Origin of the sequence: Phocaeicola barnesiae DSM 18169 = JCM 13652, assembly GCF_000374585.1 — a bacterium.
GTDB classification, from domain to species: domain Bacteria; phylum Bacteroidota; class Bacteroidia; order Bacteroidales; family Bacteroidaceae; genus Phocaeicola; species Phocaeicola barnesiae.
Genome location: NZ_KB894646.1, coordinates 1 through 25,114, shown reverse-complemented (window position 1 = coordinate 25,114; position 25,114 = coordinate 1). Strand labels below are relative to the sequence as shown.

Below are 25,114 nucleotides of genomic sequence, written 5' to 3'. Positions count from 1 at the left end.
GAAAATTTTCGCGTAACATGAAAATTAAGGAAATTATTCAAGCCCTTGAGATGTTCGCGCCTCTGCCTTTACAGGACGGATTTGATAATGCCGGCCTGCAAGTTGGATTGACAGACGCGGAAGCTACAGGGGCTTTGTTGTGTCTGGACGTTACTGAAGCAGTGGTGGACGAAGCCTGTATGCTGGGATTCAATTTGATTGTTTCTCATCATCCGTTGCTTTTTAAGGGATGTAAATCCTTGACAGGAGCAAACTATGTAGAGCGTTGCATCATGAAGGCCATTAAAAATGATATCGTCATTTATTCGATGCATACCAATCTGGACAATGCACCCTTAGGCGTCAATTACAAGATAGCCGAGAAGATAGGCTTGAAGAATGTGCGGATTCTTGACCCGAAACCGGACTCTCTCTTAAAGCTGGTTACTTTCGTACCGTTGAAACAGGCAGAAGAGGTACGTAAGGCTTTGTTCGATGCCGGATGCGGTTGTATCGGAAACTACGATGCCTGCAGCTATAATCTTCAAGGTGAAGGTACATTCCGGGCGCAGGAAGGAACCAATCCTTTTTGCGGTAAAATAGGTGAGCTGCATCATGAGGAGGAGGTCCGGATTGAGACTATTCTGCCTTCGTTCAAGCAAAACACCGTCATTAAAGCGTTGAAAGCTGCCCATCCGTATGAGGAACCGGCATTCGACTTGTATCCGTTACAGAATACGTGGGACCAGGTAGGTGCGGGAATAGTAGGCGAACTTCAGGAACCGGAAACAGAAACAGATTTTCTGAAACGAATCAAGAAGACCTTTGAAGTTGGTTGTGTCAAGCATTCACGCATGAACGGAAGGCTGATTCAGAAAGTCGCTTTATGTGGAGGTTCAGGAGCTTTTCTATTGCCAAAAGCGGTAGGTATACATGCCGATGTATTCATTACCGGCGAGGTGAAATATCATGACTATTTCTTTTATGAAAACGATATCCTGGTAGCTGAAATCGGTCATTACGAAAGTGAACAGTATACGAAAGAGTTAATTCAAACAATCATAAAGGAGGCGTTTCCGACACTGGAAGTCCAGCTGACCCGTGTCAATACGAATCCGATAAAATACTTATAATTCATTATTATGGCTAAAGAAGTAAAGAAAGATCCGAACGAACTGAGCGTAGAAGAAAAACTGAAGGCGTTATATCAGTTGCAGACCATGCTGTCTGAAATCGATAAAATCAAGACGCTGAGAGGGGAGTTGCCTTTGGAAGTACAGGACCTGGAAGATGAAGTGACAGGTCTGAGTACCCGTATCGACAAGATTAAAGCTGAAATTGAAGAGTTGAAATCGAATGTAGCCAGCAAGAAAATCGAAATCGAGACAGCAAAGACTTCCATCGAAAAGTATAAGTCTCAACAGGACAATGTTCGTAACAACCGTGAATACGATGTGCTGACCAAAGAAATCGAATTCCAGAGCCTGGAAGTGGAACTGTGCGAGAAACGTATCCGTGAATTCACAGCTTCCATCAAGGCAAAAGAAGAAGAAATCGTCAAGAGCACACAGATGCTGGAAGAAAGAAAGAAGGATCTGGAAGTAAAGAAGAACGAACTGGATGAAATCATTTCAGAAACAAAGGCTGAAGAAGAGAAGCTGAGAGAAAAAGCCAAGAATCTGGAAACGACCATTGAGCCGCGTCTGTTACAGGCTTTCAAACGTATCCGTAAAAATTCACGCAACGGTTTGGGTATCACATACGTACAGCGTGACGCCTGTGGTGGTTGCTTCAACAAGATTCCGCCTCAGAAGCAGTTGGATATCCGCATGCGTAAGAAAATCATCGTATGCGAATATTGCGGACGTATCATGATTGACCCGGAATTGGCTGGAGTGATACCGGAAAGACAACTCGAAACAAAGACCAAATAAATATCGGCTACTTAATTTAAGGTCGACACATATACAAGCAACCGGCTGCATCCTTGACATAAGGGGGAAGTAGCCGGTTGCTTTGTTTACAATTCATCGTAACGGGGAATCTCTGGCAAGAATACATAAGTGCCATCCGAGTAATTGATACGGCAACAATAATGTCGCAGCCCGTTGCTGACCACCAGATAATCAACTCTTAGAACCATGTTATAACGGGTTATCTGGTCGAATACAGCCTGCGTGATTTCTACTGAAGGGGCTTTATATTCTACAATCATCCGGGCAGTCAGATCCCTTTTAAATAGAACCGTATCGCAACGCTTACGGGTCCCGTTCAGATTCACTTGCACTTCATTGGCCAATAACCCTTGCGGATATCCTTTTTCTTCCAACAGGAAACGAGTGAAGTGTTGGCGCACCCATTCCTCGGGAGTCAATGCAACGTATTTCTTACGCAAGACATCAAAGATGTAAGGCTTGCCGTTCCGGGTCATCGTCTTGAACGGATAAGAGGGTAGATTCAATGCCGTCATTTGTCAATCTATGCTAAAATTTTGAATGGTTCGAGGATGCAAAATTAGAAAGAACTTACACAATACAAAAGAATTAATTCATCTTTAATCAGGCTTGTATCCTCTCCGTAGTTCTTCACAGACACCTTTCGGCTTCGGAATCTCATATTTTTCATATATCTTTGTGAAAAGCACAGACCGTTCCGTCTGTATAAAATCATACTAACACATGAAAACGAAAGAAGAAATTGTGGCCAATTGGCTACCACGCTATACCAAGCGGGCATTGGAAGATTTCGGGAGCTATATCCTGCTGACCAACTTCAACAACTATGTAGAAATATTTGCTGAACGGTTCGGCGTTCCTGTATTAGGCAGAGACGCAAATATGATAACCGCTTATGCAGAAGGAATCACCATTATCAATTTTGGAATGGGAAGCCCTAATGCCGCCATCATTATGGACCTGCTGAGCGCAGTTCAGCCCAAGGCGTGTCTGTTCCTGGGAAAGTGCGGAGGGATATCCAAAAAGAACCAGATAGGGGACTTAATTCTTCCTATCGCGGCCATCAGAGGAGAAGGTACTTCCAACGATTATTATCCCCCAGAAGTGCCGGCATTGCCTGCCTTTATGTTACAGCGTGCCGTATCTACCGCCATCCGTAACCACTCCCGCGATTATTGGACCGGGACCGTGTATACGACTAATCGACGGATCTGGGAACACGATGAGCAGTTCAAACAGTATTTGCTCAAGACACGTGCCATGGCAGTAGACATGGAGACAGCAACTCTGTTTACGACAGGATTTGCCAACCATATTCCGACAGGTGCTCTCCTCCTGGTGTCAGACCAGCCGATGATTCCTGAAGGCGTAAAGACCGAGAAGAGCGATAACCTCGTAACCCGGCAGTTTGTCCATGAACATGTAGAAATAGGCATTGATGCCTTGCAGATGATTATGGAAGAAAAACGGACTGTCAAACACCTGAAATTTGACTGGTAATTTTACTGATTATGGCAAAAGAAATAACCTATGAAGAGATTGTGCGGAACCTAAAGAATAGGGTATATGCACCTGTTTATTTCCTGATGGGGGAAGAGGATTATTACATAGACCGCATTGCCGAGTACATTACAGACACAGTACTTAACGAAACCGAAAAGGAGTTCAATCTGTCCGTCATCTACGGTGCAGATACCGATTTACCGTCCATCATCAACGCCGCCAAACGCTATCCGATGATGTCCGAACATCAGGTCATTGTAGTGAAAGAAGCCCAGAATCTAAGAAATTGGGAAGACTTTTCTTACTACTTGCAGAAGCCAATGCCAAGTACGATTCTGGTCATCTGCTACAAACATGGCACCTTGGACAGAAGAAAAAAAGTGACAGCCGAAATCGAAAAGACTGGGGTGCTCTTTGAGTCGAAGAAACTGAAGGAGGCACAGCTTCCCGGCTTTATCTCTTCGTATTTGAAGCGCAAAAAGGTGGACATAGAACCTAAAGCGACCGAGCTGATGGCCGAGTTTGTAGGTACGGACCTTAACCGAATGGCGGGCGAATTGGAAAAATTAATTATCACTTTACCGGCAGGTGAACGGCGGATTACCTCGGAACATATTGAACGGAATATCGGAATCAGTAAGGACTATAATAATTTTGAATTGAAGAACGCGCTTATCGCAAAGGATATTTTAAAGGCTAATCAGATAGTAAAATATTTTAACGATAATCCAAAGAATAACCCGCTTCAGGTTACACTGAGTTTCCTGTTCAGTTTCTTTTCGAACCTGATGCTTGCATACTATGCGCCCGATAAATCAGACCAAGGTATCGCCACTCAATTAGGCCTCCGGTCCGCTTGGCAAGCTAAAGATTACAGTATAGCCATGCACCGATACACCGGAGTGAAAGTGATGCAGATAATCGGAGCTATCCGTACCTGTGATGCGAAATCAAAAGGAGTAGGGAACTCTTCCCAGTCTGACGGAGAACTACTGAAAGAACTGGTCTTTTTCATGCTTCATTAATATCATCCGATTTCTTCTTTCCCCAAAAAGGAGATTCTCGATAATCTGGAAAACAAGCCATCAAGTCCTTCCCGTATCCTGGCACCCCCAAAGGAAATGCCGGATGCAGGAAGGACTTGTTTTTTATAAAATCAGAAAGAAAAATCCCACTTTCGTGAGAATCGAAAAATTGGAGCCTCCCGATTCATTGGCCGTATTTTTTCGATTCTCACAAAGGCGGTCGATACGGCAAAAGATGCCATTCATCCTCCCTGAATATGTATCGCTGCGATTGGGGTATTGAATCAAACGACACGCCATCCCGTCCAGATAAAAATTCTATTTGCGATAAACAGAAACATAAAGGAGAGAGAAACGCTTCTCTTCTCAGTTTCTAATAAACTACCAACATCTCCAATTTGCAAGCTGATATTCTAAGGACGTTTACCTTCCACCTACAAGATGGGCGGGCAAAGCTCATGATGCTTTTCGTATACCTATAAATATCGAAATAGAGATGTAAATTGGATAAGGCAGACATCTCCATAAATTCTATCAGTTACTTTACATGGTAAACCGAAAAATGACAAGAGTGCTTGGTTCTTTACATTTGTAATCCATTCGGATTCCTTTTGTATTTACAATTGGACATATACAAATGTAAATAGATAAATCGGAATTCGGTCAGTTACATTTGAAAACACTACCATTCACTGATGTACAGCTAATTAACCAAGCGATACGTATGTAAATATTACAGATATAAACGTAACTGCATTTTTATACATACTACGTAAATAAGGTATAGTTCTTTATAAACCAATAGAATACATACTAAAACAAAAACTAAACTTCAATATTTTTACAATTATAGTTCCTATTTATTCAAATTTGAATGATTCTATTTGTAATTCAATAATATATTAATTGATAATCAGTCTATTATACGTTTTATCAAAAGTAATGCGACAATGCGTTTACAATTGTACTATATACGCTAATAGACATTTATACATTTATACCTATACACTTGTATTTACGGATGTACGCTAAAAAAGATAGATGTAAATTTGCATTTATAAATCCATTTATATACTTTTGTAATCAGTAACAAACCATAGAAATTTGTACCCAATGAAGGACCGTATCGCATCAATCATGCAGAAAGAAGGCTTGACTAACGCCGAGTTTGCCGAAAAGATTGGTATTTCGACTTCCTCTTTATCTCATATCTTCGGAGGACGCAATAAACCAAGCCTCGAAGTTGTCATGCGCATTCATAAAGCTTATCCGAAAATCAACATCAACTGGTTGCTTTATGGCGAGGGAGAAATGGAAGAAGAAACTCCTGCTATTTCCGATATGTCCTTCTCCCTGCAACCCGATGAGAATCCAAAATTTACGGCCGAAGACACGGAAGTTCCCGATTTTTTAAAGGAAAACGCGTCTAAGTATGGTCAATATGCACCTAAAGAGACTGTAAAAGAAGAGATTAGGTACATTGAAAAGCCACATCCGAAAATCACTGAAATAAGAATTTTCTTCGACAACGGTACATACGAAGTATTTAAACCGGAAAAATAAGGGACTGGCATCAGCTATGCCTGTTTTCACATCGATTTTAGGGTAAATTCGTTATCTTTGCATTACAAACGAATTTACCCTATTTTTATGAAGAAATATATCTTAGATTTAACAGTAACCGAGAACATCCATTTGCATGCCAATTATGTTCTCATCAAACTGACACAGGCTGCTCCGCTTCCTGAGATGCTGCCCGGTCAGTTTGCAGAAATTCGAGTGGACGGTTCAAACACGACTTTCTTACGCCGTCCGATTTCCATCAACTATGTAGACAGAACGAAGAACGAAGTATGGTTCCTGGTCCAGCTTGTGGGCGACGGGACACGTAAACTGGCTACCGTGCAGAAGGGTGATATCGTGAATGTAGTATTACCGTTGGGTAACGGATTTACATTGCCCACAGACACCTCAAAGAAAGTGTTGCTCGTAGGAGGTGGCGTTGGTACAGCACCGATGCTTTATCTGGGCGAGGCACTGCTGAAAATGGGCTGTAAACCGGTATTTCTCCTGGGTGCACGGTCGAAAAACGACTTGCTCCAATTGGATGAATTCGCCAGATTCGGTGAAGTATATACCACGACAGAAGACGGAAGCATGGGTGAAAAAGGATATGTCACCATGCACAGTATCCTGCAGCAGACCCGATTCGATATGATTTACACCTGTGGACCGAAACCGATGATGATGGCTGTAGCCAAATATGCCAAAGCAAACGACATCGAATGTGAGGTCTCATTGGAGAATACGATGGCTTGTGGTGTAGGTGCCTGCCTCTGCTGTGTAGAAAAGACCGACGAAGGTCATGTGTGTGTATGTAAAGAAGGTCCGGTATTTAATATAAAGAAATTATTATGGCAGATTTAAGTGTAAACATCGGTAAACTGGCAATGAAGAACCCGATCATGACAGCATCGGGTACATTTGGATATGGCCTGGAATTCCAGGATTTTGTGAATCTGGAAGAAATTGGCGGTATCATCGTAAAGGGAACCACCCTGCATCATCGGGAAGGAAATCCGTATCCGCGTATGGCTGAGACTCCTATGGGGATGCTGAACGCTGTCGGCCTGCAGAACAAAGGTGTGCATTATTTTGCCGAACACATTTATCCGCAGATAAAGGACATCCGTACCAATATGATTGTGAATGTGTCTGGCTCCCAGATTGACGATTACGCGGAAACTGCCCGTATCATCAACGGACTGGAGAACATTCCGGCCATCGAGCTGAACATCTCTTGTCCGAATGTCAAGCAAGGAGGAATGGCTTTCGGAGTAACTGCCCACGGTGCTGCAGAAGTGGTCAGTGCGGTCCGGAAAGTATACGACAAGACATTGATCGTAAAACTCTCGCCCAACGTAACGGACATCACCGAAATAGCCCGTGCGGTAGAAGGCGCCGGTGCCGACAGCGTATCGTTGATAAACACCTTGCTGGGCATGGCTATTGATGCCGAAAAGCGCAAACCTGTACTTTCTACCATTACCGGTGGAATGAGTGGCGCTGCCGTCAAACCGATCGCCTTGCGTATGGTATGGCAGGTGGCCAAGGCCGTACAGATTCCTGTCATCGGATTGGGAGGTATCATGAATTGGAAAGACGCTGTTGAGTTCCTGTTGGCAGGTGCTTCGGCCATTCAGATTGGTACTGCCAACTTCATCGACCCGGCAGTAACAGTGAAGGTAGCGGCCGGTATCAACGACTATCTGGACCGTCATGGATTTGCTTCGGTAAAAGAAATTATAGGAGCCTTGGAAGTTTAACTCCCGGGCGGAGATCCATATTCCGTAATACAACCCTAACAAAAACGCCCAGGCGTTTTGATGTAAACGAACTCACGAATGAATGAAAACGTCTAGGCGTTTTGAATCAAACGTGAGTTCGTTATTTCCAGTTCGATTACTTGCTCAGTAACCGTTACGGTAAACGGAAAAATATTTACATCCGTTACTTTCAAGGAAAGAGGCCGGTCCACCAGTCGGTAGTCTCAGTCATTGCCTGATAGACTCCGAAGATGGACCGGCCTCTTTCCTTTATCAGTCGAACAGCGACAATATGGAGGAAACCCCAATTGTCATTATTTTTCATTCAGCAAATCGGGACGCAAACGCTGGGTCCGTTCCAATGACTGTTGAAATTCCCATTCCCTGATTTTAGCTTCATGACCAGAGAGCAACACATCAGGAACCTTCCATCCGTTGTACTCCGCCGGCCGGGTATAGACCGGAGGAGCCAGCAGATTGTCTTGGAAAGAATCTGACAAAGCCGATTGCTCGTCCGAAATGACTCCGGGGATAATCCGCACGATGGAATCGGCTATGACAGCCGCCGCCAGTTCGCCGCCTGTCAGCACATAATCGCCGATGCTGATTTCCTTTGTGATGAAATGCTCCCGAATACGATAGTCGATTCCTTTGAAATGTCCGCAGAGGATAATCAGGTTCTGACTCAAGGAAAGTGTATTCGCCATCTTCTGGTTGAACTGCTCGCCATCGGGTGTAGTGAAGATGACTTCGTCGTAATCGCGTTCCGCCTTCAAGGCAGAGATGCAACGGTCTATCGGTTCAATTTTCATTACCATTCCTGCACAACCTCCGAACGGGTAATCGTCTACCTTCCGGTAACGGTCATAAGCGTAGTCGCGGAGGTTATGGATATGAATCTCGGCAATCCCTTTTTTCTGTGCCCGGCTCATGATGGAACAGTTGAAGAACCCTTCAATCATTTCCGGTAAAACGGTGATAATATCTATTCTCATGGTTTCATTATTTTTCAGCAAAAGTACAAATATTCTGCCGCACCCTCACCGTGCGATGAGACATTTTTGTTACTTTTGCATGAAACATCATTCGACTCACCATGACAGAAATAGAAAGAATAGACCAATTGCGTGAAGAGCTGCATCTTCACAACTACAAGTATTATGTCTTGAACGCACCGGTCATCAGCGACCAGGAATTCGACAAGCTGATGCGCGAACTGCAAGACCTGGAGGCCAGACATCCGGAACACTACGACAGCAATTCGCCCAGCGTACGTGTGGGCAGTGACCTGAACAAGAACTTCACGCAGGTGGAACATAAATACCCGATGCTGTCTTTGGGCAACACCTATTCCGAAGCGGAAGTCACCGAATTCTATGAACGTGTACGCAAGGCACTCAACGAAGATTTTGAAATCTGTTGTGAGCTGAAGTTTGACGGGACCTCCATCTCGTTGACATACGAAGATGGGAAACTGGTACGTGCCGTCACACGAGGCGACGGCGTTAAAGGCGATGACGTAACCGACAACGTAAAGACCATCCGGAGCATTCCGCTGGTATTGCATGGAGAAGGATATCCCGCACAGTTCGAAATCCGTGGAGAGATTCTCATGCCGTGGGAATCGTTTGAAAGCCTGAACCGGGAGAGAGAACTGCGCGAAGAGCCTTTGTTTGCCAATCCGCGCAATGCAGCCTCAGGGACCTTGAAATCGCAGAACTCCTCTGTGGTTGCCGCACGTAAGCTCGATGCCTATCTCTATTACCTGCTTGGCGAAAACCTGCCGCACGACGGCCATTATGAGAATCTTCAGGAAGCTGCCCGTTGGGGATTCAAGATTTCCTCACACATGAAGAAGGCACACACCTTACAGGAGGTGTTCGATTTCATCAATTATTGGGACGTAGAACGAAAGAATCTCCCGGTGGCTACTGATGGTATCGTGCTGAAGGTTAATTCTGCCCGACAGCAACGGAATCTGGGGTATACGGCCAAATCTCCCCGATGGGCCATCGCCTACAAGTTTCAGGCGGAACAGGCACTGACGAAACTGCTGAAAGTTACCTATCAGGTAGGACGCACAGGAGCAGTCACACCGGTAGCCAATCTGGAACCGGTACAGCTCTCAGGTACCGTAGTGAAACGTGCCTCGCTGCATAATGCAGACATCATCGCTTCGCTGGACCTGCACATCGGCGACAGCGTCTACGTGGAAAAGGGTGGGGAGATTATCCCGAAAATTACCGGTGTAGACCTGGCATCCAGACCTGCCGGCAGCGAAAAGGTAACGTTCATCACCCATTGTCCGGAATGTGGAAGCCCGCTGGTGCGCTACGAAGACGAAGCTGCCCATTACTGCACGAACGAAACGGCCTGTCCGCCGCAGATTAAAGGAAAGATAGAACATTTCATCAGCCGCAAGGCCATGAACATCGAAGGACTGGGTCCTGAAACCGTCGACCAGTTCTACCAGGAAGGACTTATCCGGGACGTAGCCGATCTTTACACCCTGCAGGCTGCCGATATCTGCCGGTTGGACCGGATGGGCGAGAAATCGGCGGATAACATCATCCAAGGCATCAGCCGTTCGAAGGAAGTACCCTACGAACGGGTATTGTTTGCTTTGGGCATCCGTTTTGTAGGCGAAACGGTGGCCAAGAAAATCGCAAAAGCCTTCCGCTCCATCGAAGAATTGGCGAATGCCAGTCTGGATGACCTGATACACGTTGATGAAATCGGAGAAAAGATAGCTCAAAGCATCCGGCTCTATTTTGCCAATGATAAGAACCAGGAACTTATCAGACGTCTACAGGAAGCAGGGCTCCGGTTTGAAGCCGATGAAGAAGACCTGGCTGGACAGACCGACAAGCTGCAAGGGAAATCCATCGTTATCAGCGGTGTGTTCCTGCATCATTCACGCGATGAGTATAAGGACCTTATCGAAAAGAACGGAGGCAAGAACGTGGGTAGTATCTCGAAGAAGACCAGCTTCATCCTGGCAGGAGACAATATGGGCCCCAGCAAACTGGAAAAAGCCCAGAAGCTAGGTATCCCCATCATGAGTGAAGATGAATTCCTTGCGCTCCTGGAACAGGAATAGGCTTTCTTTTCTTACTTTTCACACAGAAAAGTCAAAAAAGCTATTAAAAATAACGCATAGAAAGAAAATATTCGTATTTTTGTACACCTAAATAACGAGTTTATAATCCATTTATGATACGAAGAAGACTTAAAGGAATGGGAGTAGCCCTGATTACTCCATTCAAAGAAGACGGAAGTGTAGATTACGATGCACTGGTACGGCTGGTTGAATACCAGGTACAGAACGGCGTAGACTTCCTCTGCGTTTTGGGAACAACTGCTGAAACTCCGACATTGACTGCTGAAGAAAAGCAAAAGATAAAGAAAACCGTGATAGAACGCGTAAACGGGCGTGTACCTATTCTGCTGGGTATTGGAAGCAACTGTACCCAAGGCGTCATCGATACGTTGAAAAACGACGATTTTACGGGCGTAGATGCCGTATTGGTAGTAGTCCCATATTACAACAAGCCTTCGCAGGAGGGTATTTACCAGCATTACAAAGCGATCGCCACATCAACCAATCTTCCGTTGGTCCTCTATAATGTACCGGGACGTACAGGTGTCAACATGACAGCTGAAACAACCTTGCGGTTGGCCCGTGATTTCGAGAACATCGTGGCTATCAAGGAAGCATCGGGCAACATCACCCAGATGGACGATATCATCAAGAACAAACCGGCTAATTTTGACGTTATCTCGGGCGATGACGGTATCACTTTCCCGCTGATCACCTTAGGGGCAGTAGGGGTGATTTCAGTCATTGGAAACGCTTTTCCGCGTGAATTCAGCAAGATGGTCCGTCTAGCCTTGGCAGGAGATTATTCGAGTGCCCTACACATCCACCACAGTTTTACCGAACTGTTCAAGTTGTTGTTTGTCGACGGAAATCCGGCCGGTGTAAAAGCCATGTTGAGTATGATGGGGATGATCGAAAACAAGTTGCGTTTACCGCTGGTTCCGACCCGTATCACCACTTATCAGGAAATGCACAAGATTCTGGAAGAACTTCAAGTCAAATGCTGAGAAGACAGCAGTCCTTCTGACAGAAAATGGATGGAAACGAGCCTGTTACGCCGTTCCCATCCATTTTTTCTTTCAAGGAATTCTCCTGTAACAGGCTTGTACAGCTGGCTTTGAAACCGGATAAGTTAAATACAGTTAATAAGAATCGGGTAGTGGGGTTAAAAGTTGTGATTATGATATTTTTTTGCTTAATTTGTTAGCATACAAGAATCTTAAATCAATACCGACATTCTATGAAACCCGATAAATTCCTTACATACATATTTTCTCTGCTGACTATCTTGCTTTGCTGTGTATCTTGCAGCGATGAAAGTGAAATCGAACTCTATCTGCAAAAAGGAAACCTGCAGCAGATACCTGTCAATGACGCTACTATTTCCTGTACAGTAGGCCAACCGGATGAAATCCTTATTTTTGGAGGAGTAGGCAATTACGACGTATTCTCTTCTAACGAGAAGATTCTGTACCCACAAGTCGTCGGTAATTCCATCAGTATGGTCCCCAAAAGTGTGGGAAAGGTTGCTGTGACCGTAATGGACGATGCCCACAATGCCCAACAGGTAACAATCTTTGTGGAACCGTCTGTCCGTAAGTATTTCATTGCTGATATTTCGTACGAAATCGAGGGGGGCGATATGGAGGTGCAGGAAGCCATAAAAAGCGAACTGGCGGCCTCGGAAACGCTCTACAAGGCTTCTATGGATTTTGAATTCAACGAAAGCGAACGAGGCTATGTGAATCTGCTTCTGAATTCAAACCAGGATGAGATTCTGGTAGAGAACATTCCCTTCGTATGGGAATCTGCGACCAGACAAATCAGCATTTCATTTCCCAATAATATCTTGCGGCTAGATGAGGGTTTGTCTGTCCGCAATGGAGTCGATGAAGAAGGATGCTGGGAGGCTGATTTGACAAAAAAGTTCCTGCCGCTTTATCCTGAAGTCCACTCAGTGAAGAAAATCCTGCATTATCGGTTATGTAAATAGTTTCTTCCGTAATTTCCTCTGAATTTTGAAAGGTGAATAGGAGAAAGTGGTTTTGTATATATCTAATTAAACATAATATTGATTATATGACATTTATGGATAAGTTGTAGGAAAGGTATCTGGGTGGTTTTTACAACAAAAATGCGGCCAAGGAATTCACTGGAATGAATATCGGACAGAATTGCATGCGTCTGACCGTTTTTGCGTCACTTTCCATCAAATAATGAACCTGAACTCATTGTATGTTCAACTATCACAAGTCCAGGTTTAAACAAAAGCCATTTTCTGCCTTGTCAAAGTAGTTAAGAAACCCTTGGCGTTTAATAGTCCGGTACGCAAAATTGTGGCTATAACAGGCTGAAAAGCGGGAATACTGGCATGTGATACTCCTAGAGGTGTCACATCCTGCAGTTCGGCTAAAAAACGGTTCAATAACGTATTGTTCTTGGCTATATATCTTCATATAATTAATGCAAAAAAGCTTACCCAAGCATACGTATGTCTCCGTAAACTCAGGTAAGCTTCCTGCTAATCTAATAGATACCTATTGATTAATAGCCCAATTCTTTTTCAAGTGCTTCGTATTCAGACTTGTTCAACTTCCAGTAGATGTTCAACAGGTACTGACCCCACAACTGCTTGTTATCAGGCTTCAGTTCTTTAGCCTTTTCATAGAAAGGTTTAGCCTTTTCATACAATTCCTTAATCTTTCCTTCATTGGTAGCGTATTTCGGATCGTCCATTGAAAGGTTTGCATTTTCTTCTACGATAACCTGTGCCGGGAAGAAATAGCAGTCACCGATCTTAGAATATGATTCAGCTACGAAATCACCGTTCTTGGCGATGATTTCATTGAAAGTAGCGATAGCACCTTCGTAATCCTTCTTTTCATACTGAAGTACACCTTTAACATACATGAAGTATGGAGTCGGGTTGTTGGCAAGAATTTCATTGATCTGAGTCAGACCTTCATCAATTTTACCTTTCTGGATGTAATAATCCATCAGGTTACCGATGAAGTATTCCTGAGCAGGGAATTTTTCAACACCTTCCTTGATGGTAGCCAACCACTGTACAGAGTCAGTCTTTTCACCTTTTCCGTACACTTCAGCCAGACACATCAATGATCTGTAACCTTCATCCTTATGGTTCTTACCGATGGTTGCATATTTAATGACAGCAGCTTCATCTTTCAATGTATTGGCTGCCAGAGCTGCATAGTTGGCAATCAACGGAGTCAGTGTGTCATTCTTTACAGCGTCTTCGTCTGCAAACAAAGGATTCTGTGGTGCATCTACATACAAGCCAAAGAATTTCAAGGCGTTGGCATAGTTTCCAGCATTATAGGCATCAGAACCTGCATTTGTCAGATTCGGACGTACAGTTACCAATGTCTTTGCCAATTTCTTTCTCAACTTCGGTTTCTTCAGTTCTCCACTGTTTACCTTAGCCTGTTCTACTTCATCACACTTTGTGTAATATTCGAACATTTTAGCCAAACTGCTGTACAGTTTTGTAGTGTCAGCCTGTCCACCCGGCAAATACAGCTTCATGTTTTCTTCGTCATAGATAGCTTTCTGGAAATCACCAGCCAACTTCCAAGTTTCCGGATCGCTGGCTGTAGAAGGATCTACCAAAGCCGGTTCCAGAATCTCAGCTGCCTTTACAGGGTCGCTTTTAGCCGATTTTGCTTCTTTCACTACGCTTTCCTGTGCTGACATAGAGCATACAGTGAAAAGCAATGCTGCTGAAAATAAAATCTTCTTCATAACATTTCAAATTTAATAATACACAATTTATTCTAGTTAATTCTTGTCATCTTCATTTGCCTCTTCTGTCGGGTTCTCTTCTTGCTGATCGTCTACCGGAGAAATATATCCCTCCTCTCCTACCGGCAAAATATTTTCTTCATCCTGAGTATCATCTTCCGGCTCTGAAGTAACCTTGCATACTGAACCGATCTGGTCGTTACGTTTTTCCAAATCAATCAGTTTCACGCCTTGAGTGGCACGACCCATGATACGTACATCTGCTACTTTCAGACGAATAGTTATACCGGACTTATTGATAATCATCAAATCATTTTCATCTGTTACAGACTTGATAGCTACCAACTTACCAGTCTTATCTGTAATACTCAAGGTCTTGACACCCTTACCGCCACGGTTGGTCTTACGGTAGTCTTCGATGTCTGAACGCTTACCGAAACCGTTTTCAGAAACCACCATAATCGTTTCCTTCAACGGATCCTTGATGCAAATCATACCGATAACTTCATCTACTCCATCTTCATCGAGAGTAATGCCTCGTACACCCGTAGCCGTACGTCCCATATCGCGGACGGCACTCTCATGGAAGCGGATGGCACGTCCGTTACGGTTTGCTATCACGATTTCGTTGTTTCCGTTGGTCATACGAACCTCGATGACACGGTCATCCTCACGAATGGTGATGGCATTCACACCGTTCTGGCGCGGACGGGAATATTGTTCCAGCAATGTCTTCTTGATGACACCTTGCTTGGTACAGAACAGGACATAATGGCTGTTGATGAATTCCGTATCATTCAGGTTCTTGACACGCAGGTAGGCCGTCACCATATCATCCGAATCGATATTCAACAGATTCTGGATAGCGCGTCCCTTCGAAGTCTTGTTGCCTTCCGGTATTTCGTACACCTTCAGCCAGTAACATTTACCTTTCTGGGTGAAGAACATCATCGTATTATGCATAGTTGCCGGATAGATGTGCTCAATGAAGTCTTCATCGCGGGTTTCACTACCCTTCGACCCTACTCCACCCCTATTCTGCGCGTGGAATTCGGACAGAGGAGTACGCTTGATATAACCCAGATGCGAAATGGTAATAACCATCTGATCATCAGCATAGAAATCTTCCGGATTAAATTCTTCGGAAGCATATACAATCTCGGAACGACGTTTGTCTCCGTATTTTTCCTTTACTTCTATCAGTTCATCCTTGATGACCTTTTTACAAAGTTCATCGTTGGTCAGGATTTCTTCGAAGTATGCAATCTGCTTCATCAGTTCTTCATATTCCGCATGCAACTGGTCTTGCATCAGTCCGGTCAACTGACGTAAACGCATCTCTACGATAGCGCGTGCCTGAATTTCCGATAACTGGAAACGACTCATCAGGTTTTCGATGGCTTCATTCGGAGTCCTGGCCGCACGGATAATACGAATCACTTCATCGATATTGTCAGACGCAATAATCAACCCTTCCAAGATATGAGCCCGTTCCTTGGCTTTCCGCAAATCATAACGGGTACGGCGGATAACCACTTCGTGGCGATGTTCTACGAACAACCGAATCAAATCCTTCAGGTTCAGCAATTTCGGTCTTCCGTGAACCAATGCGATATTGTTGACTCCAAATGAAGTCTGCAAAGCGGTCATCTTGAAAAGTTTGTTCAACACGACACTCGCATTGGCATCTCGTTTCACGTCGATGACAATACGCATACCTTCACGGTCTGATTCATCGTTCACATACGAAATACCTTCAATCTTCTTTTCGTTCACCAATGAAGCAATGCTTTCAATCAGTTCTTTCTTATTGACATTGTAAGGGATTTCATTAACGATAATCTTATCGTGGGTAGGATGCGATTCGATTTCCGTCTTGGCACGCATCACGACACGTCCACGACCGGTTTCGTAAGCATCGCGTACGCCACTTATACCATATATATATCCTCCAGTCGGGAAATCCGGGGCCTTGATATAATGCATCAGACCATCAACATCTATATCGTTGTTGTCTATATAAGCTACACAAGCGTCAATTACTTCGGCCAAGTTATGAGTCGGCATATTCGTCGCCATACCTACTGCAATACCAGAGGCTCCGTTCACCAGAAGATTCGGGATACGTGTCGGCATTACCGTCGGTTCCTGCAATGTATCATCGAAGTTGTTCTGAAAATCAACAGTTTCCTTATACAAGTCCTGCATCATCTCTTCACCGACTTTCTTCAGACGGGCTTCAGTGTAACGCATGGCAGCCGGACTGTCACCGTCCACCGAACCAAAGTTACCCTGTCCATCCACCAACGGATATCGCATTGCCCAATCCTGAGCCATGCGGACCAATGCCCCATATACGGAAGAATCCCCGTGCGGATGATATTTACCTAAAACTTCACCTACGATTCTTGCTGATTTCTTGTACGGCTTGTCTGATGTGTTGCCTAGTTCCATCATTCCATACAAGATACGGCGATGAACCGGCTTAAAGCCATCTCTGACATCCGGGAGGGCGCGTGCTACGATTACCGACATTGAGTAATCGATGTACGACGACTTCATTTCCTCTTCGATGTTAATTTTTATAATTCTGTCTTGGTCTTGCATTTAAACAAATATTAATTATACATCTCTTGGCTTGTAAAAAACCATGCTAAAGTACGACTTTTAGCCGATATACGAAACATTTTATACAAAAAAAGTGTTACCTATTAAAGTTTTTTACTCTTCGGTGTCACTCTCTTAAAAAGGGTATCCTTTATTAATGTGGCACACATTTTGTTAAATAACCCATAAGGACTTTTATCCTATTAATTATAGATGTATATTTGCACTTCTGGCATAAATGCCAGGGCAATTGACTTTTTAGAGAGGGGTTAAATTATGAACAACCAATTTACGCAAAGAGTTTCCGATATCATTCAATATAGCAAAGAAGAAGCTTGCCGTTTGCACAATAGCAAAGTTGGTCCGGAGCACTTGTTGCTCGGGATTATCCGTAACGGAGAAGGCAAAGCATTTGATATATTAAGAAGTCTGTACGTAGACTTGACTCGAGTGAAAGGCAAATTGGAAACCTTATTAAAAGAAGAAGCTGAAAAGGAATCTTTCCAGGAAGAAACAGTCGAATTCACAGACAAAGCATCCAGAATTCTGAAAATGAGTCTATTGGAAGCCAGACTGATGAGAACGACTCAGACAGATTCAGAACATGTATTATTGGCAATTATGAGAGACAATCAGAACAGAGCCTCCAAGCTGCTGGAAGAAAATGAAGTAACCTACCAGAAAATAGTAGATAAACTGATACCTAAGGCAGAACCACAAGGTGGACTGGATTTCGGTGAAGAAGAGGAAGAAGAGGAAGGCATTTCACGCAAGCCGAATGCAGACAAGGGAAATGCATTCTCCCCATCCCCATCTGACACCCCATCTGCAACCAGAACCAGCGAACGGAAGCCTGCCAACGAAACACCGGTATTAGACTCTTTCGGCACCGACATGACAAAAGCGGCAGAAGCTGGGAGTCTGGATCCTGTAGTGGGACGAGAGAAAGAAATAGAACGCCTCGCACAAATCTTGAGCCGACGTAAGAAAAACAATCCGATTCTTATCGGCGAACCGGGTGTAGGAAAATCTGCTATCGTTGAAGGATTAGCCTTACGTATCGTACAGAAAAAGGTATCCCGCATTCTTTTTGACAAACGGGTGGTAGCATTGGACATGACTTCGGTTGTAGCTGGAACCAAATATCGCGGACAGTTCGAAGAACGAATCCGCTCCATCCTTAATGAACTGAAAAAGAACCCGAACGTCATTCTGTTCATCGATGAAATCCATAACATCGTGGGTGCAGGTTCTGCAGCAGGGTCCATGGACGCTGCCAACATGCTGAAACCGGCGCTGGCAAGAGGTGAAATCCAATGTATCGGTGCCACAACCCTAGATGAGTATCGACAGAACATCGAAAAAGACGGGGCATTGGAACGTCGTTTCCAAAAAGTACTGGTAGAACCAACTACCCCCGAAGAGACACTGCAGATTCTTAGGAATGTCAAAGACAAATACGAGGAACATCACAATGTGACCTATACCGACGAAGCACTCATGGCATGTGTCAAATTGACTGATCGCTATATAACAGACCGCAACTTCCCGGATAAGGCGATTGACGCAATGGATGAAGCTGGTTCACGGGTACACTTGACTAATATCACTGTTCCTAAAGAAATTGAAGAACAGGAAAAAGCTATCGAGGAAGCCCGTAACAACAAGAACGAGGCTGTTCGCTTGCAAAACTTCGAGTTGGCTGCCAGTTTCCGCGACCATGAAAAGACATTGGAGAAGGAGCTTGAAACCATGAAATTGGAATGGGAAGCTAAATCTCGCGAGAATCGTGAGGTCGTGGATGAAGAACAGATAGCCAATGTGGTTTCCATGATTTCCGGAATTCCTGTTCAACGAATGGCTGAGCAGGAAGGCAATAAGCTGAAGGGAATGAAACAGGCCTTACTGAATAAGGTCATTGCGCAGGACCAGGCAATAGAAACATTGGTAAAGGCAATTTTACGTAGCCGCGTAGGACTGAAGGACCCGAACAAACCGATTGGTACTTTCCTTTTCTTAGGGCCGACCGGTGTCGGCAAGACACATCTGGCTAAAGAATTGGCAAGAGAAATGTTCGGTACAACAGACGCCTTGATCCGTATAGACATGAGTGAATACATGGACAAGTATACGGTTTCTAAACTTGTTGGAGCCCCTCCGGGTTACGTAGGATATGAGGAAGGTGGACAACTGACAGAAAAAGTCCGTCGGAAACCCTACTCCATTGTTTTGTTGGATGAAATAGAAAAAGCCCATCCTGAAGTATACAACATCCTACTCCAGGTAATGGATGAAGGCCGTCTGACAGACAGTTATGGCAGAACCGTCGATTTCAAAAACACGGTTATTATCTTGACTTCCAATGTGGGTACGAGACAATTGAAAGAATTTGGCAAGGGAATAGGTTTTGCCGCACAAACACGCACAGATGAGAAAGAATACTCTCGGAGCGTGATAACCAAGGCGCTGAATAAATCCTTTGCTCCTGAATTTATTAATCGTTTAGACGAAATTGTAACTTTCGATCAATTGAACGAGGAAGCATTAGACAAGATTATTGATATCGAACTCAAAGGCCTCTATAAACGTGTAGAAAATATTGGCTACAAGTTAATCATAACAGATGAGGCAAAACATTTCATCGCAAGCAAAGGATACGATGTACAGTTCGGTGCCAGACCTCTTAAACGTGCCATACAGAATTATCTTGAAAACGGATTGGCAGAGATGATCATTAATGAAAATCCGGCAACTGGCAATACGATCCGCGTAGAATTGAACGCCAATAAAGACGGTGTAGACTTCATCAACGAGCCATAAGGACTGTGACGTTCTTTCAGATACAGGACAAAATGTCAGACAAGTTTTTGTCTGGCATTTTTTTTGTCCTCCTAACGGCGATATAATGAATATTATAAAATTTAGATATGATGAAAAAAGGTAATATCGGGGTTACAACAGAAAACATCTTCCCCATTATCAAAAAATTCTTGTATAGCGATCATGAAATATTTTTGCGTGAACTGGTGTCTAACGGTGTGGATGCTACCCAAAAACTTAAGACATTGGCTTCTACCGGTGAATTCAAAGGTGAATTAGGCGATTTGACAATTCATGTAAGCGTTGATAAAGAAAACCAGACAATTACCATTTCTGATCGCGGTTTAGGCCTGACTGCCGAGGAAATTGAAAAATACATCAACCAGATCGCATTTTCTGGAGCCAACGATTTCCTTGAAAAATACAAAGACGATGCCAATGCCATTATCGGACATTTCGGTCTTGGATTTTATTCAGCCTTTATGGTAGCTAAACAGGTAGATATCGTTACCAACTCTTACAAAGAAGAGGCACCTGCCGTTAAATGGACTTGCGATGGTAGCCCTGAATTTACTTTGGAAGAGACAGAAAAAGCAGATCGTGGCACAGACATCATCTTGCACGTTGATGATGACTGCAAGGAGTTCTTGGAAGAATCACGTATCCAAGGCTTGCTTACCAAATACTGCCGATTCCTTCCGATTCCTATAGCTTTTGGCAAAAAGAAAGAATGGAAAGATGGAAAACAAGTGGAAACGAACGAAGACAACATCATCAATGATACTTGTCCGATATGGACTAAAAAGCCTAGCGAACTGAAAGATGAAGATTACAAGAAGTTCTATAGAGACTTGTATCCGATGTCAGATGAACCGCTGTTCTGGATTCACTTAAATGTAGATTACCCGTTCAATTTGACCGGTGTACTTTACTTCCCGAAAATCAAAAGCAATATAGACCTGCAGAAGAATAAGATTCAGTTGTACTGCAACCAGGTCTATGTAACTGATTCTGTAGAAGGTATTGTTCCGGATTTCCTGACATTGCTGCACGGTGTAATTGATTCACCGGACATTCCTCTGAATGTTTCCCGTTCTTATCTTCAGAGCGATTCGAATGTGAAGAAAATTTCCACATATATCACAAAGAAGGTTTCAGACCGTTTGCAGTCTATCTTCAAAAATGACCGTAACAAATTTGAAAGCAAATGGGATGACTTGAAGATTTTCATCAACTACGGTATGTTGACTCAGGAAGATTTCTATGAAAAGGCAAATAAATTCGCCCTTTTCAAAGATACTGACAACAAATATTATACATTCGAGGAATATCAGACCTTGATTAAAGACAATCAGACAGATAAGGATGGTAATCTGATTTACCTGTACTCCAATAATCTGGACGAACAGTATACTTACATTGATGCAGCTAAGAGCAAAGGCTACAACGTATTAATGATGGACGGGCAATTGGATGTACCTATGATTAATATGCTGGAGCAAAAATTTGAAAAGAGTCGTTTCACTCGTGTAGATAGTGATATCATTGACCGTCTGATTGTAAAAGAAGAGAAACATGGAGAAGAATTGACGGCAGATAAGAAAGAATTCCTTTCTACTGTGTTCCAAGGACAGCTTCCGAAAGTGCAGAAAGTAGAATTTCATGTAGAGACACAGGCCTTGGGCGAAACAGCGTCACCGATTGTCATTACGCAGGCTGAATACATGCGCCGTATGAAGGAAATGGCTAATATCCAACCTGGTATGAGTTTCTATGGTGAAATGCCGGATATGTATAACCTGGTACTGAACAGTGACCATCAACTGATTAAGAAAGTACTGGAAGATACAGAATCTGCCTGTGCAGAAAAACTGGTTCCTGTAGAATCAGAAATAGCTATGCTGAATTTACGTCAGACTGAGTTACGTAAAGCTCAAGAAGGCAAGAAAGATGAAGATATCAGCACTGCCGAAAAGGATGAGCTGAACGAGGTTGAACAGAAACTGAATGAGCAAAAGCAACAGAAAACAACCATCATTAACGAATCTGCAGCAGACAACAAAGTAGTACACCAACTGATAGACTTAGCCTTGCTACAGAACAATATGTTGAAAGGTGAAGCTTTGACTAACTTTGTAAAACGTAGCATCGAGTTGATTTAAACGTCGACAAAGACATTACATATTTCTATCCTCTTTTACCCGAACCAATGGATTTCCCAGAAGTTCGGGTAAGTTTGTTTATCCTGACATTGATTCACTTTTAACTCCATCTGTAACTGATTAATTCATGAAAAAAGAGCATTTTTACTAGGAGCATTGAGTTTTTTCCTTATCTTTGTGTACATGATGTGATACATATTTATCTCTCGTTTTCATGAAAAGAACCATACTATTACTTCTCTGTAGCTTACTTACATTGACTTCTACAATACAAGCACAGAAGGTAGGGCTTGTATTGAGCGGTGGAGGAGCTAAAGGACTGACTCATATAGGTATTATCCGGGCACTGGAAGAAAATAACATCCCAATTGACTATATTACCGGAACTTCCATGGGAGCTATAATAGGCTCTTTATATGCCATGGGCTATTCTCCTGACGATATGGAGAAACTGTTAAAATCAGAAGACTTTAAGCGCTGGTACTCAGGAGATATCGAAGAGAAATACATTTATTATTTTAAAAAGAACCCTTCTACACCAGAGTTTATCAATATCCGTGTTTCCTTAAAGAATCCTTTACACAAAGTCAAGACACAATTTCTTCCGTCCAGTGTGGTAAACCCTCTTCAGATGAATCTTGCATTCGTCCAGCTGTTCGGTCAAGCGACAGCTGCCTGCCAGAATGATTTCGACAAGTTATTCGTACCGTTCCGCTGTGTAGCTTCAGATGTCTATAACAAACGGCCTATCATCTTCAATAGTGGAGATTTAGGCGATGCCGTACGTGCCTCAATGAGTTTCCCAGCGATGTTCAAGCCCATTGAAATAGATTCCATTCTAGCATACGATGGAGGTATTTATAACAATTTTCCAGTAGATATTATGATGGAGGATTTCCATCCGGATATTCTAATCGGAAGCGTCGTAAGTTCTAATCCAGGAAAGCCCAAAGAAGGTGATATCATGGGGCAACTGGAAAATATGATTATGCAAAAAACGAACTACGAAATTCCGGATTCGATGGGAATTCTGATGACTTTCAAATATACCGACGTCAATTTGATGGATTTTGACCGATACGATGAACTTCATGATAACGGCTATAACCGTGCCATCGAGCTTATGGACTCGATTAAGAGCCGTATTTCCCGACGCTCCAATCATCGGTTACTGGAGATGCGTAGAATTGCATACAAGAAGGCATTACCCGAATTCCGATTCAAGAAGATTACCATTCAAGGTGCCAATGACCAGCAGAAACGATATATCCGGAAAGAATTTCATTCACATGATAATGACATTTTCGATTTTGAAGACTTGCGACGAGGATATTTCCGTCTGATGTCCGATAATATGATTTCAGAAATTATTCCTCATGTCATCTATAATCCATTGGATGAAACATACACATTGGATTTAAAGGTAAAAATGGAGGATGACTTATCTCTACGAGTCGGAGGGAATGTCGGTTCTAATGGTGCCAATCAGGTTTATATCGGTGCTACCTATCATAGTTTGAACAATTATGCTAAGGAATTTTCTGTGGACGGACAATTGGGGCAAATCTATAACAACTTACAGATTTCCGGTAGAATTGACCTTCCTACCAGCCTACCTACCTCCTATCGGCTCGTCGCTTCCCTGTCCTCTTTTGACTATTTGAAACAAGCGAAACTCTTCAATAAAGGGAATACTCCTACATTCAATCAACAGAATGAGAAATACGTGAAGCTTTTTGTTTCTCTTCCTTTTCTAAGCCGTCAGAAAGCTGAATTCGGTATAGGAATCGCCAGACTGGAAGACCAATATTTTCAAACCAACGTCATTGACTTTGAAAACGACAAAAGAGACGCCAGTAATTATACAATATTCGGAGGCTCTGTAGCCCTAGACGGAAATACCTTAAACAGCAAACAATTTGCGACCAGTGGAAGACGTGAACGACTTTCAGCACACATATATACAGGAAAAGAAACTTTCTATGTAGGTGCCAACCCTAACGAGACTCAAAATGATTACAAGTACATCCAATCATGGCTACAATTATGTTATGAGTTAGAAAGGTACTATCAGCTCAAGCCAAATATTGCATTGGGAACCTATTTAAAGGCCTTTTATTCTTCCCGGAATTTCAGCAATAATTATCGGGCTACAATGATGCAGGCCGGAGAATTCGCTCCAACTGCTCACAGTAAAATCACCTACAATGAGGCTTTCCGTGCCAATCAATTTATAGGTGCCGGAATAACTCCCATCTATCAATTGAATTCTGTTTTCCACATCCGGGCCGGATTGTATGGTTTTGCTCCTATTTTCCCGATATTGGAAGATAATTCACACAAAGCCTACTACGGAAAACTCTTTAGTCGAATTGAATATTTTGGAGAATTGTCCATGGTTATCCGATTGCCATTCGGTTCCATCAGTGGATACGTAAACTACTACAGTTCACCGAGAAGGAACTGGAATGCGGGACTTTCATTAGGGTGGCAATTATTCGGTAACCGATTCATGGAATAAAAAAATTACAAAAAAGGCGTAGAAATATTTGGTTATTTCACAAAAACCTCCTACTTTTGCACCCGTCAAACAGAAAGGACATGGCCGCGTAGCTCAACTGAATAGAGTAGCTGACTACGGATCAGCCGGTTACAGGTTTGAATCCTGTCGCGGTCACCTCTTCTGATTAACATGTAAAGTTTGGCCACGTAGCTCAACTGAATAGAGTAGCTGACTACGGATCAGCCGGTTACAGGTTTGAATCCTGTCGTGGTCACCCTTTTAGTTAACATGATGAAGTTTTGGCCGCGTAGCTCAACTGAATAGAGTAGCTGACTACGGATCAGCCGGTTACAGGTTTGAATCCTGTCGCGG

General features: G+C 43.3%; 17 protein-coding genes and 2 tRNA genes. 15 read left to right on the top strand and 4 right to left on the bottom strand.

Features of this window, described 5'->3' with window-relative positions; genetic code table 11:
• Positions 1-17 precede the first annotated feature (17 nt).
• Together C510_RS0105165 and C510_RS0105160 are read left to right on the top strand one after the other, a co-directional pair.
• Entirely contained in the window at positions 18-1,112 is a 1,095-nt protein-coding gene (locus C510_RS0105165; RefSeq protein WP_018710269.1) for a Nif3-like dinuclear metal center hexameric protein, read from the top strand.
• A gap of 9 nt (positions 1,113-1,121) precedes the next feature.
• Positions 1,122-1,913 carry a zinc ribbon domain-containing protein gene (locus C510_RS0105160; protein ID WP_018710268.1) on the top strand — a complete coding sequence of 264 codons (792 nt, stop codon included), beginning with the start codon at positions 1,122-1,124 and terminating at the stop codon, positions 1,911-1,913.
• A gap of 86 nt (positions 1,914-1,999) precedes the next feature.
• Here C510_RS0105160 and C510_RS0105155 read toward each other — a convergent pair whose 3' ends face one another.
• Positions 2,000-2,449 carry a type I restriction enzyme HsdR N-terminal domain-containing protein gene (locus tag C510_RS0105155; protein WP_018710267.1) on the bottom strand — a complete coding sequence of 150 codons (450 nt, stop codon included), beginning with the start codon at positions 2,447-2,449 and terminating at the stop codon, positions 2,000-2,002.
• Between the two features lie 208 nt (positions 2,450-2,657).
• Between C510_RS0105155 and C510_RS0105150 the strand changes: the two genes are divergently transcribed.
• The 5 genes from C510_RS0105150 to C510_RS0105130 all read left to right on the top strand — a co-directional run bounded on the left by C510_RS0105150 (position 2,658) and on the right by C510_RS0105130 (position 7,788).
• Entirely contained in the window at positions 2,658-3,434 is a 777-nt protein-coding gene (locus C510_RS0105150) for an AMP nucleosidase (protein ID WP_018710266.1), read from the top strand.
• An 11-nt stretch (positions 3,435-3,445) separates the two neighbouring features.
• A complete protein-coding gene (gene holA / locus C510_RS0105145; protein ID WP_018710265.1) occupies positions 3,446-4,462 on the top strand; it encodes a DNA polymerase III subunit delta in 1,017 nt (338 codons plus the stop codon).
• A 1,113-nt stretch (positions 4,463-5,575) separates the two neighbouring features.
• Entirely contained in the window at positions 5,576-6,025 is a 450-nt protein-coding gene (locus C510_RS0105140; RefSeq protein ID WP_018710264.1) for a helix-turn-helix domain-containing protein, read from the top strand.
• Positions 6,026-6,112: 87 nt separating this feature from the next.
• The gene (locus tag C510_RS0105135; RefSeq protein WP_018710263.1) at positions 6,113-6,889 is read left to right on the top strand and encodes a dihydroorotate dehydrogenase electron transfer subunit; all 777 of its coding nucleotides are present in this window, start codon (positions 6,113-6,115) and stop codon (positions 6,887-6,889) included.
• Positions 6,877-7,788, top strand: a complete 912-nt coding sequence (locus C510_RS0105130; protein WP_018710262.1) for a dihydroorotate dehydrogenase — start codon at positions 6,877-6,879, stop codon at positions 7,786-7,788. The genes C510_RS0105135 and C510_RS0105130 overlap by 13 nt, the downstream gene beginning before the upstream one ends.
• Positions 7,789-8,102: 314 nt before the next feature.
• On the opposite strand, the gene trmD is transcribed toward C510_RS0105130, so the two are convergent.
• A complete protein-coding gene (gene trmD, locus C510_RS0105125; RefSeq protein WP_018710261.1) occupies positions 8,103-8,783 on the bottom strand; it encodes a tRNA (guanosine(37)-N1)-methyltransferase TrmD in 681 nt (226 codons plus the stop codon).
• A 101-nt stretch (positions 8,784-8,884) separates the two neighbouring features.
• On the opposite strand from trmD, the gene ligA reads away from it, so the two are divergent.
• The 3 genes from ligA (at position 8,885) to C510_RS0105110 (ending at position 12,881) form a co-directional block, all read left to right on the top strand.
• A complete protein-coding gene (ligA, locus tag C510_RS0105120; protein WP_018710260.1) occupies positions 8,885-10,888 on the top strand; it encodes an NAD-dependent DNA ligase LigA in 2,004 nt (667 codons plus the stop codon).
• A gap of 113 nt (positions 10,889-11,001) precedes the next feature.
• Positions 11,002-11,895: a 4-hydroxy-tetrahydrodipicolinate synthase gene (gene dapA, locus C510_RS0105115; RefSeq protein WP_025892270.1), complete on the top strand. Its 894-nt coding sequence runs from the start codon at positions 11,002-11,004 to the stop codon at positions 11,893-11,895.
• Between the two features lie 233 nt (positions 11,896-12,128).
• Positions 12,129-12,881: a hypothetical protein gene (locus C510_RS0105110; protein WP_018710258.1), complete on the top strand. Its 753-nt coding sequence runs from the start codon at positions 12,129-12,131 to the stop codon at positions 12,879-12,881.
• A gap of 551 nt (positions 12,882-13,432) precedes the next feature.
• Here the strand turns inward: C510_RS0105110 and C510_RS0105105 are convergent.
• Both C510_RS0105105 and gyrA read right to left on the bottom strand, forming a co-directional pair.
• On the bottom strand, positions 13,433-14,650 hold the full coding sequence (locus tag C510_RS0105105; protein WP_018710257.1) for a tetratricopeptide repeat protein: 1,218 nt from the start codon (positions 14,648-14,650) through the stop codon (positions 13,433-13,435).
• A 36-nt stretch (positions 14,651-14,686) separates the two neighbouring features.
• Positions 14,687-17,257 carry a DNA gyrase subunit A gene (gene gyrA / locus C510_RS0105100; protein ID WP_026320111.1) on the bottom strand — a complete coding sequence of 857 codons (2,571 nt, stop codon included), beginning with the start codon at positions 17,255-17,257 and terminating at the stop codon, positions 14,687-14,689.
• A 276-nt stretch (positions 17,258-17,533) separates the two neighbouring features.
• On the opposite strand from gyrA, the gene C510_RS0105095 reads away from it, so the two are divergent.
• From C510_RS0105095 to C510_RS0105075, 5 genes are all read left to right on the top strand, one after another.
• Positions 17,534-20,077 (top strand): ATP-dependent Clp protease ATP-binding subunit, encoded by a 2,544-nt coding sequence (locus tag C510_RS0105095; RefSeq protein WP_022340221.1) that lies wholly within the window; start codon positions 17,534-17,536, stop codon positions 20,075-20,077.
• Between the two features lie 110 nt (positions 20,078-20,187).
• Positions 20,188-22,239, top strand: a complete 2,052-nt coding sequence (htpG, locus tag C510_RS0105090; RefSeq protein ID WP_026320110.1) for a molecular chaperone HtpG — start codon at positions 20,188-20,190, stop codon at positions 22,237-22,239.
• A gap of 214 nt (positions 22,240-22,453) precedes the next feature.
• Positions 22,454-24,760: a patatin-like phospholipase family protein gene (locus tag C510_RS0105085; RefSeq protein ID WP_025892271.1), complete on the top strand. Its 2,307-nt coding sequence runs from the start codon at positions 22,454-22,456 to the stop codon at positions 24,758-24,760.
• An 82-nt stretch (positions 24,761-24,842) separates the two neighbouring features.
• A tRNA-Arg gene (locus C510_RS0105080) sits at positions 24,843-24,916 on the top strand.
• A gap of 26 nt (positions 24,917-24,942) precedes the next feature.
• A tRNA-Arg gene (locus C510_RS0105075) sits at positions 24,943-25,016 on the top strand.
• Positions 25,017-25,114: the final 98 nt, after the last annotated feature.

Coding starts and splice junctions, on each gene's coding strand:
- holA (WP_018710265.1), top strand. CDS start 3,446: ATGGCAAAAGAAATAACCTATGAAGAGATTGTGCGGAACCTAAAGAAT.
- C510_RS0105160 (WP_018710268.1), top strand. CDS start 1,122: ATGGCTAAAGAAGTAAAGAAAGATCCGAACGAACTGAGCGTAGAAGAA.
- C510_RS0105135 (WP_018710263.1), top strand. CDS start 6,113: ATGAAGAAATATATCTTAGATTTAACAGTAACCGAGAACATCCATTTG.
- C510_RS0105095 (WP_022340221.1), top strand. CDS start 17,534: ATGAACAACCAATTTACGCAAAGAGTTTCCGATATCATTCAATATAGC.
- C510_RS0105110 (WP_018710258.1), top strand. CDS start 12,129: ATGAAACCCGATAAATTCCTTACATACATATTTTCTCTGCTGACTATC.
- C510_RS0105105 (WP_018710257.1), bottom strand. CDS start 14,650: ATGAAGAAGATTTTATTTTCAGCAGCATTGCTTTTCACTGTATGCTCT.
- trmD (WP_018710261.1), bottom strand. CDS start 8,783: ATGAGAATAGATATTATCACCGTTTTACCGGAAATGATTGAAGGGTTC.
- C510_RS0105155 (WP_018710267.1), bottom strand. CDS start 2,449: ATGACGGCATTGAATCTACCCTCTTATCCGTTCAAGACGATGACCCGG.
- C510_RS0105085 (WP_025892271.1), top strand. CDS start 22,454: ATGAAAAGAACCATACTATTACTTCTCTGTAGCTTACTTACATTGACT.
- C510_RS0105165 (WP_018710269.1), top strand. CDS start 18: ATGAAAATTAAGGAAATTATTCAAGCCCTTGAGATGTTCGCGCCTCTG.
- C510_RS0105140 (WP_018710264.1), top strand. CDS start 5,576: ATGAAGGACCGTATCGCATCAATCATGCAGAAAGAAGGCTTGACTAAC.
- C510_RS0105130 (WP_018710262.1), top strand. CDS start 6,877: ATGGCAGATTTAAGTGTAAACATCGGTAAACTGGCAATGAAGAACCCG.
- gyrA (WP_026320111.1), bottom strand. CDS start 17,257: ATGCAAGACCAAGACAGAATTATAAAAATTAACATCGAAGAGGAAATG.
- dapA (WP_025892270.1), top strand. CDS start 11,002: ATGATACGAAGAAGACTTAAAGGAATGGGAGTAGCCCTGATTACTCCA.
- C510_RS0105150 (WP_018710266.1), top strand. CDS start 2,658: ATGAAAACGAAAGAAGAAATTGTGGCCAATTGGCTACCACGCTATACC.
- ligA (WP_018710260.1), top strand. CDS start 8,885: ATGACAGAAATAGAAAGAATAGACCAATTGCGTGAAGAGCTGCATCTT.
- htpG (WP_026320110.1), top strand. CDS start 20,188: ATGAAAAAAGGTAATATCGGGGTTACAACAGAAAACATCTTCCCCATT.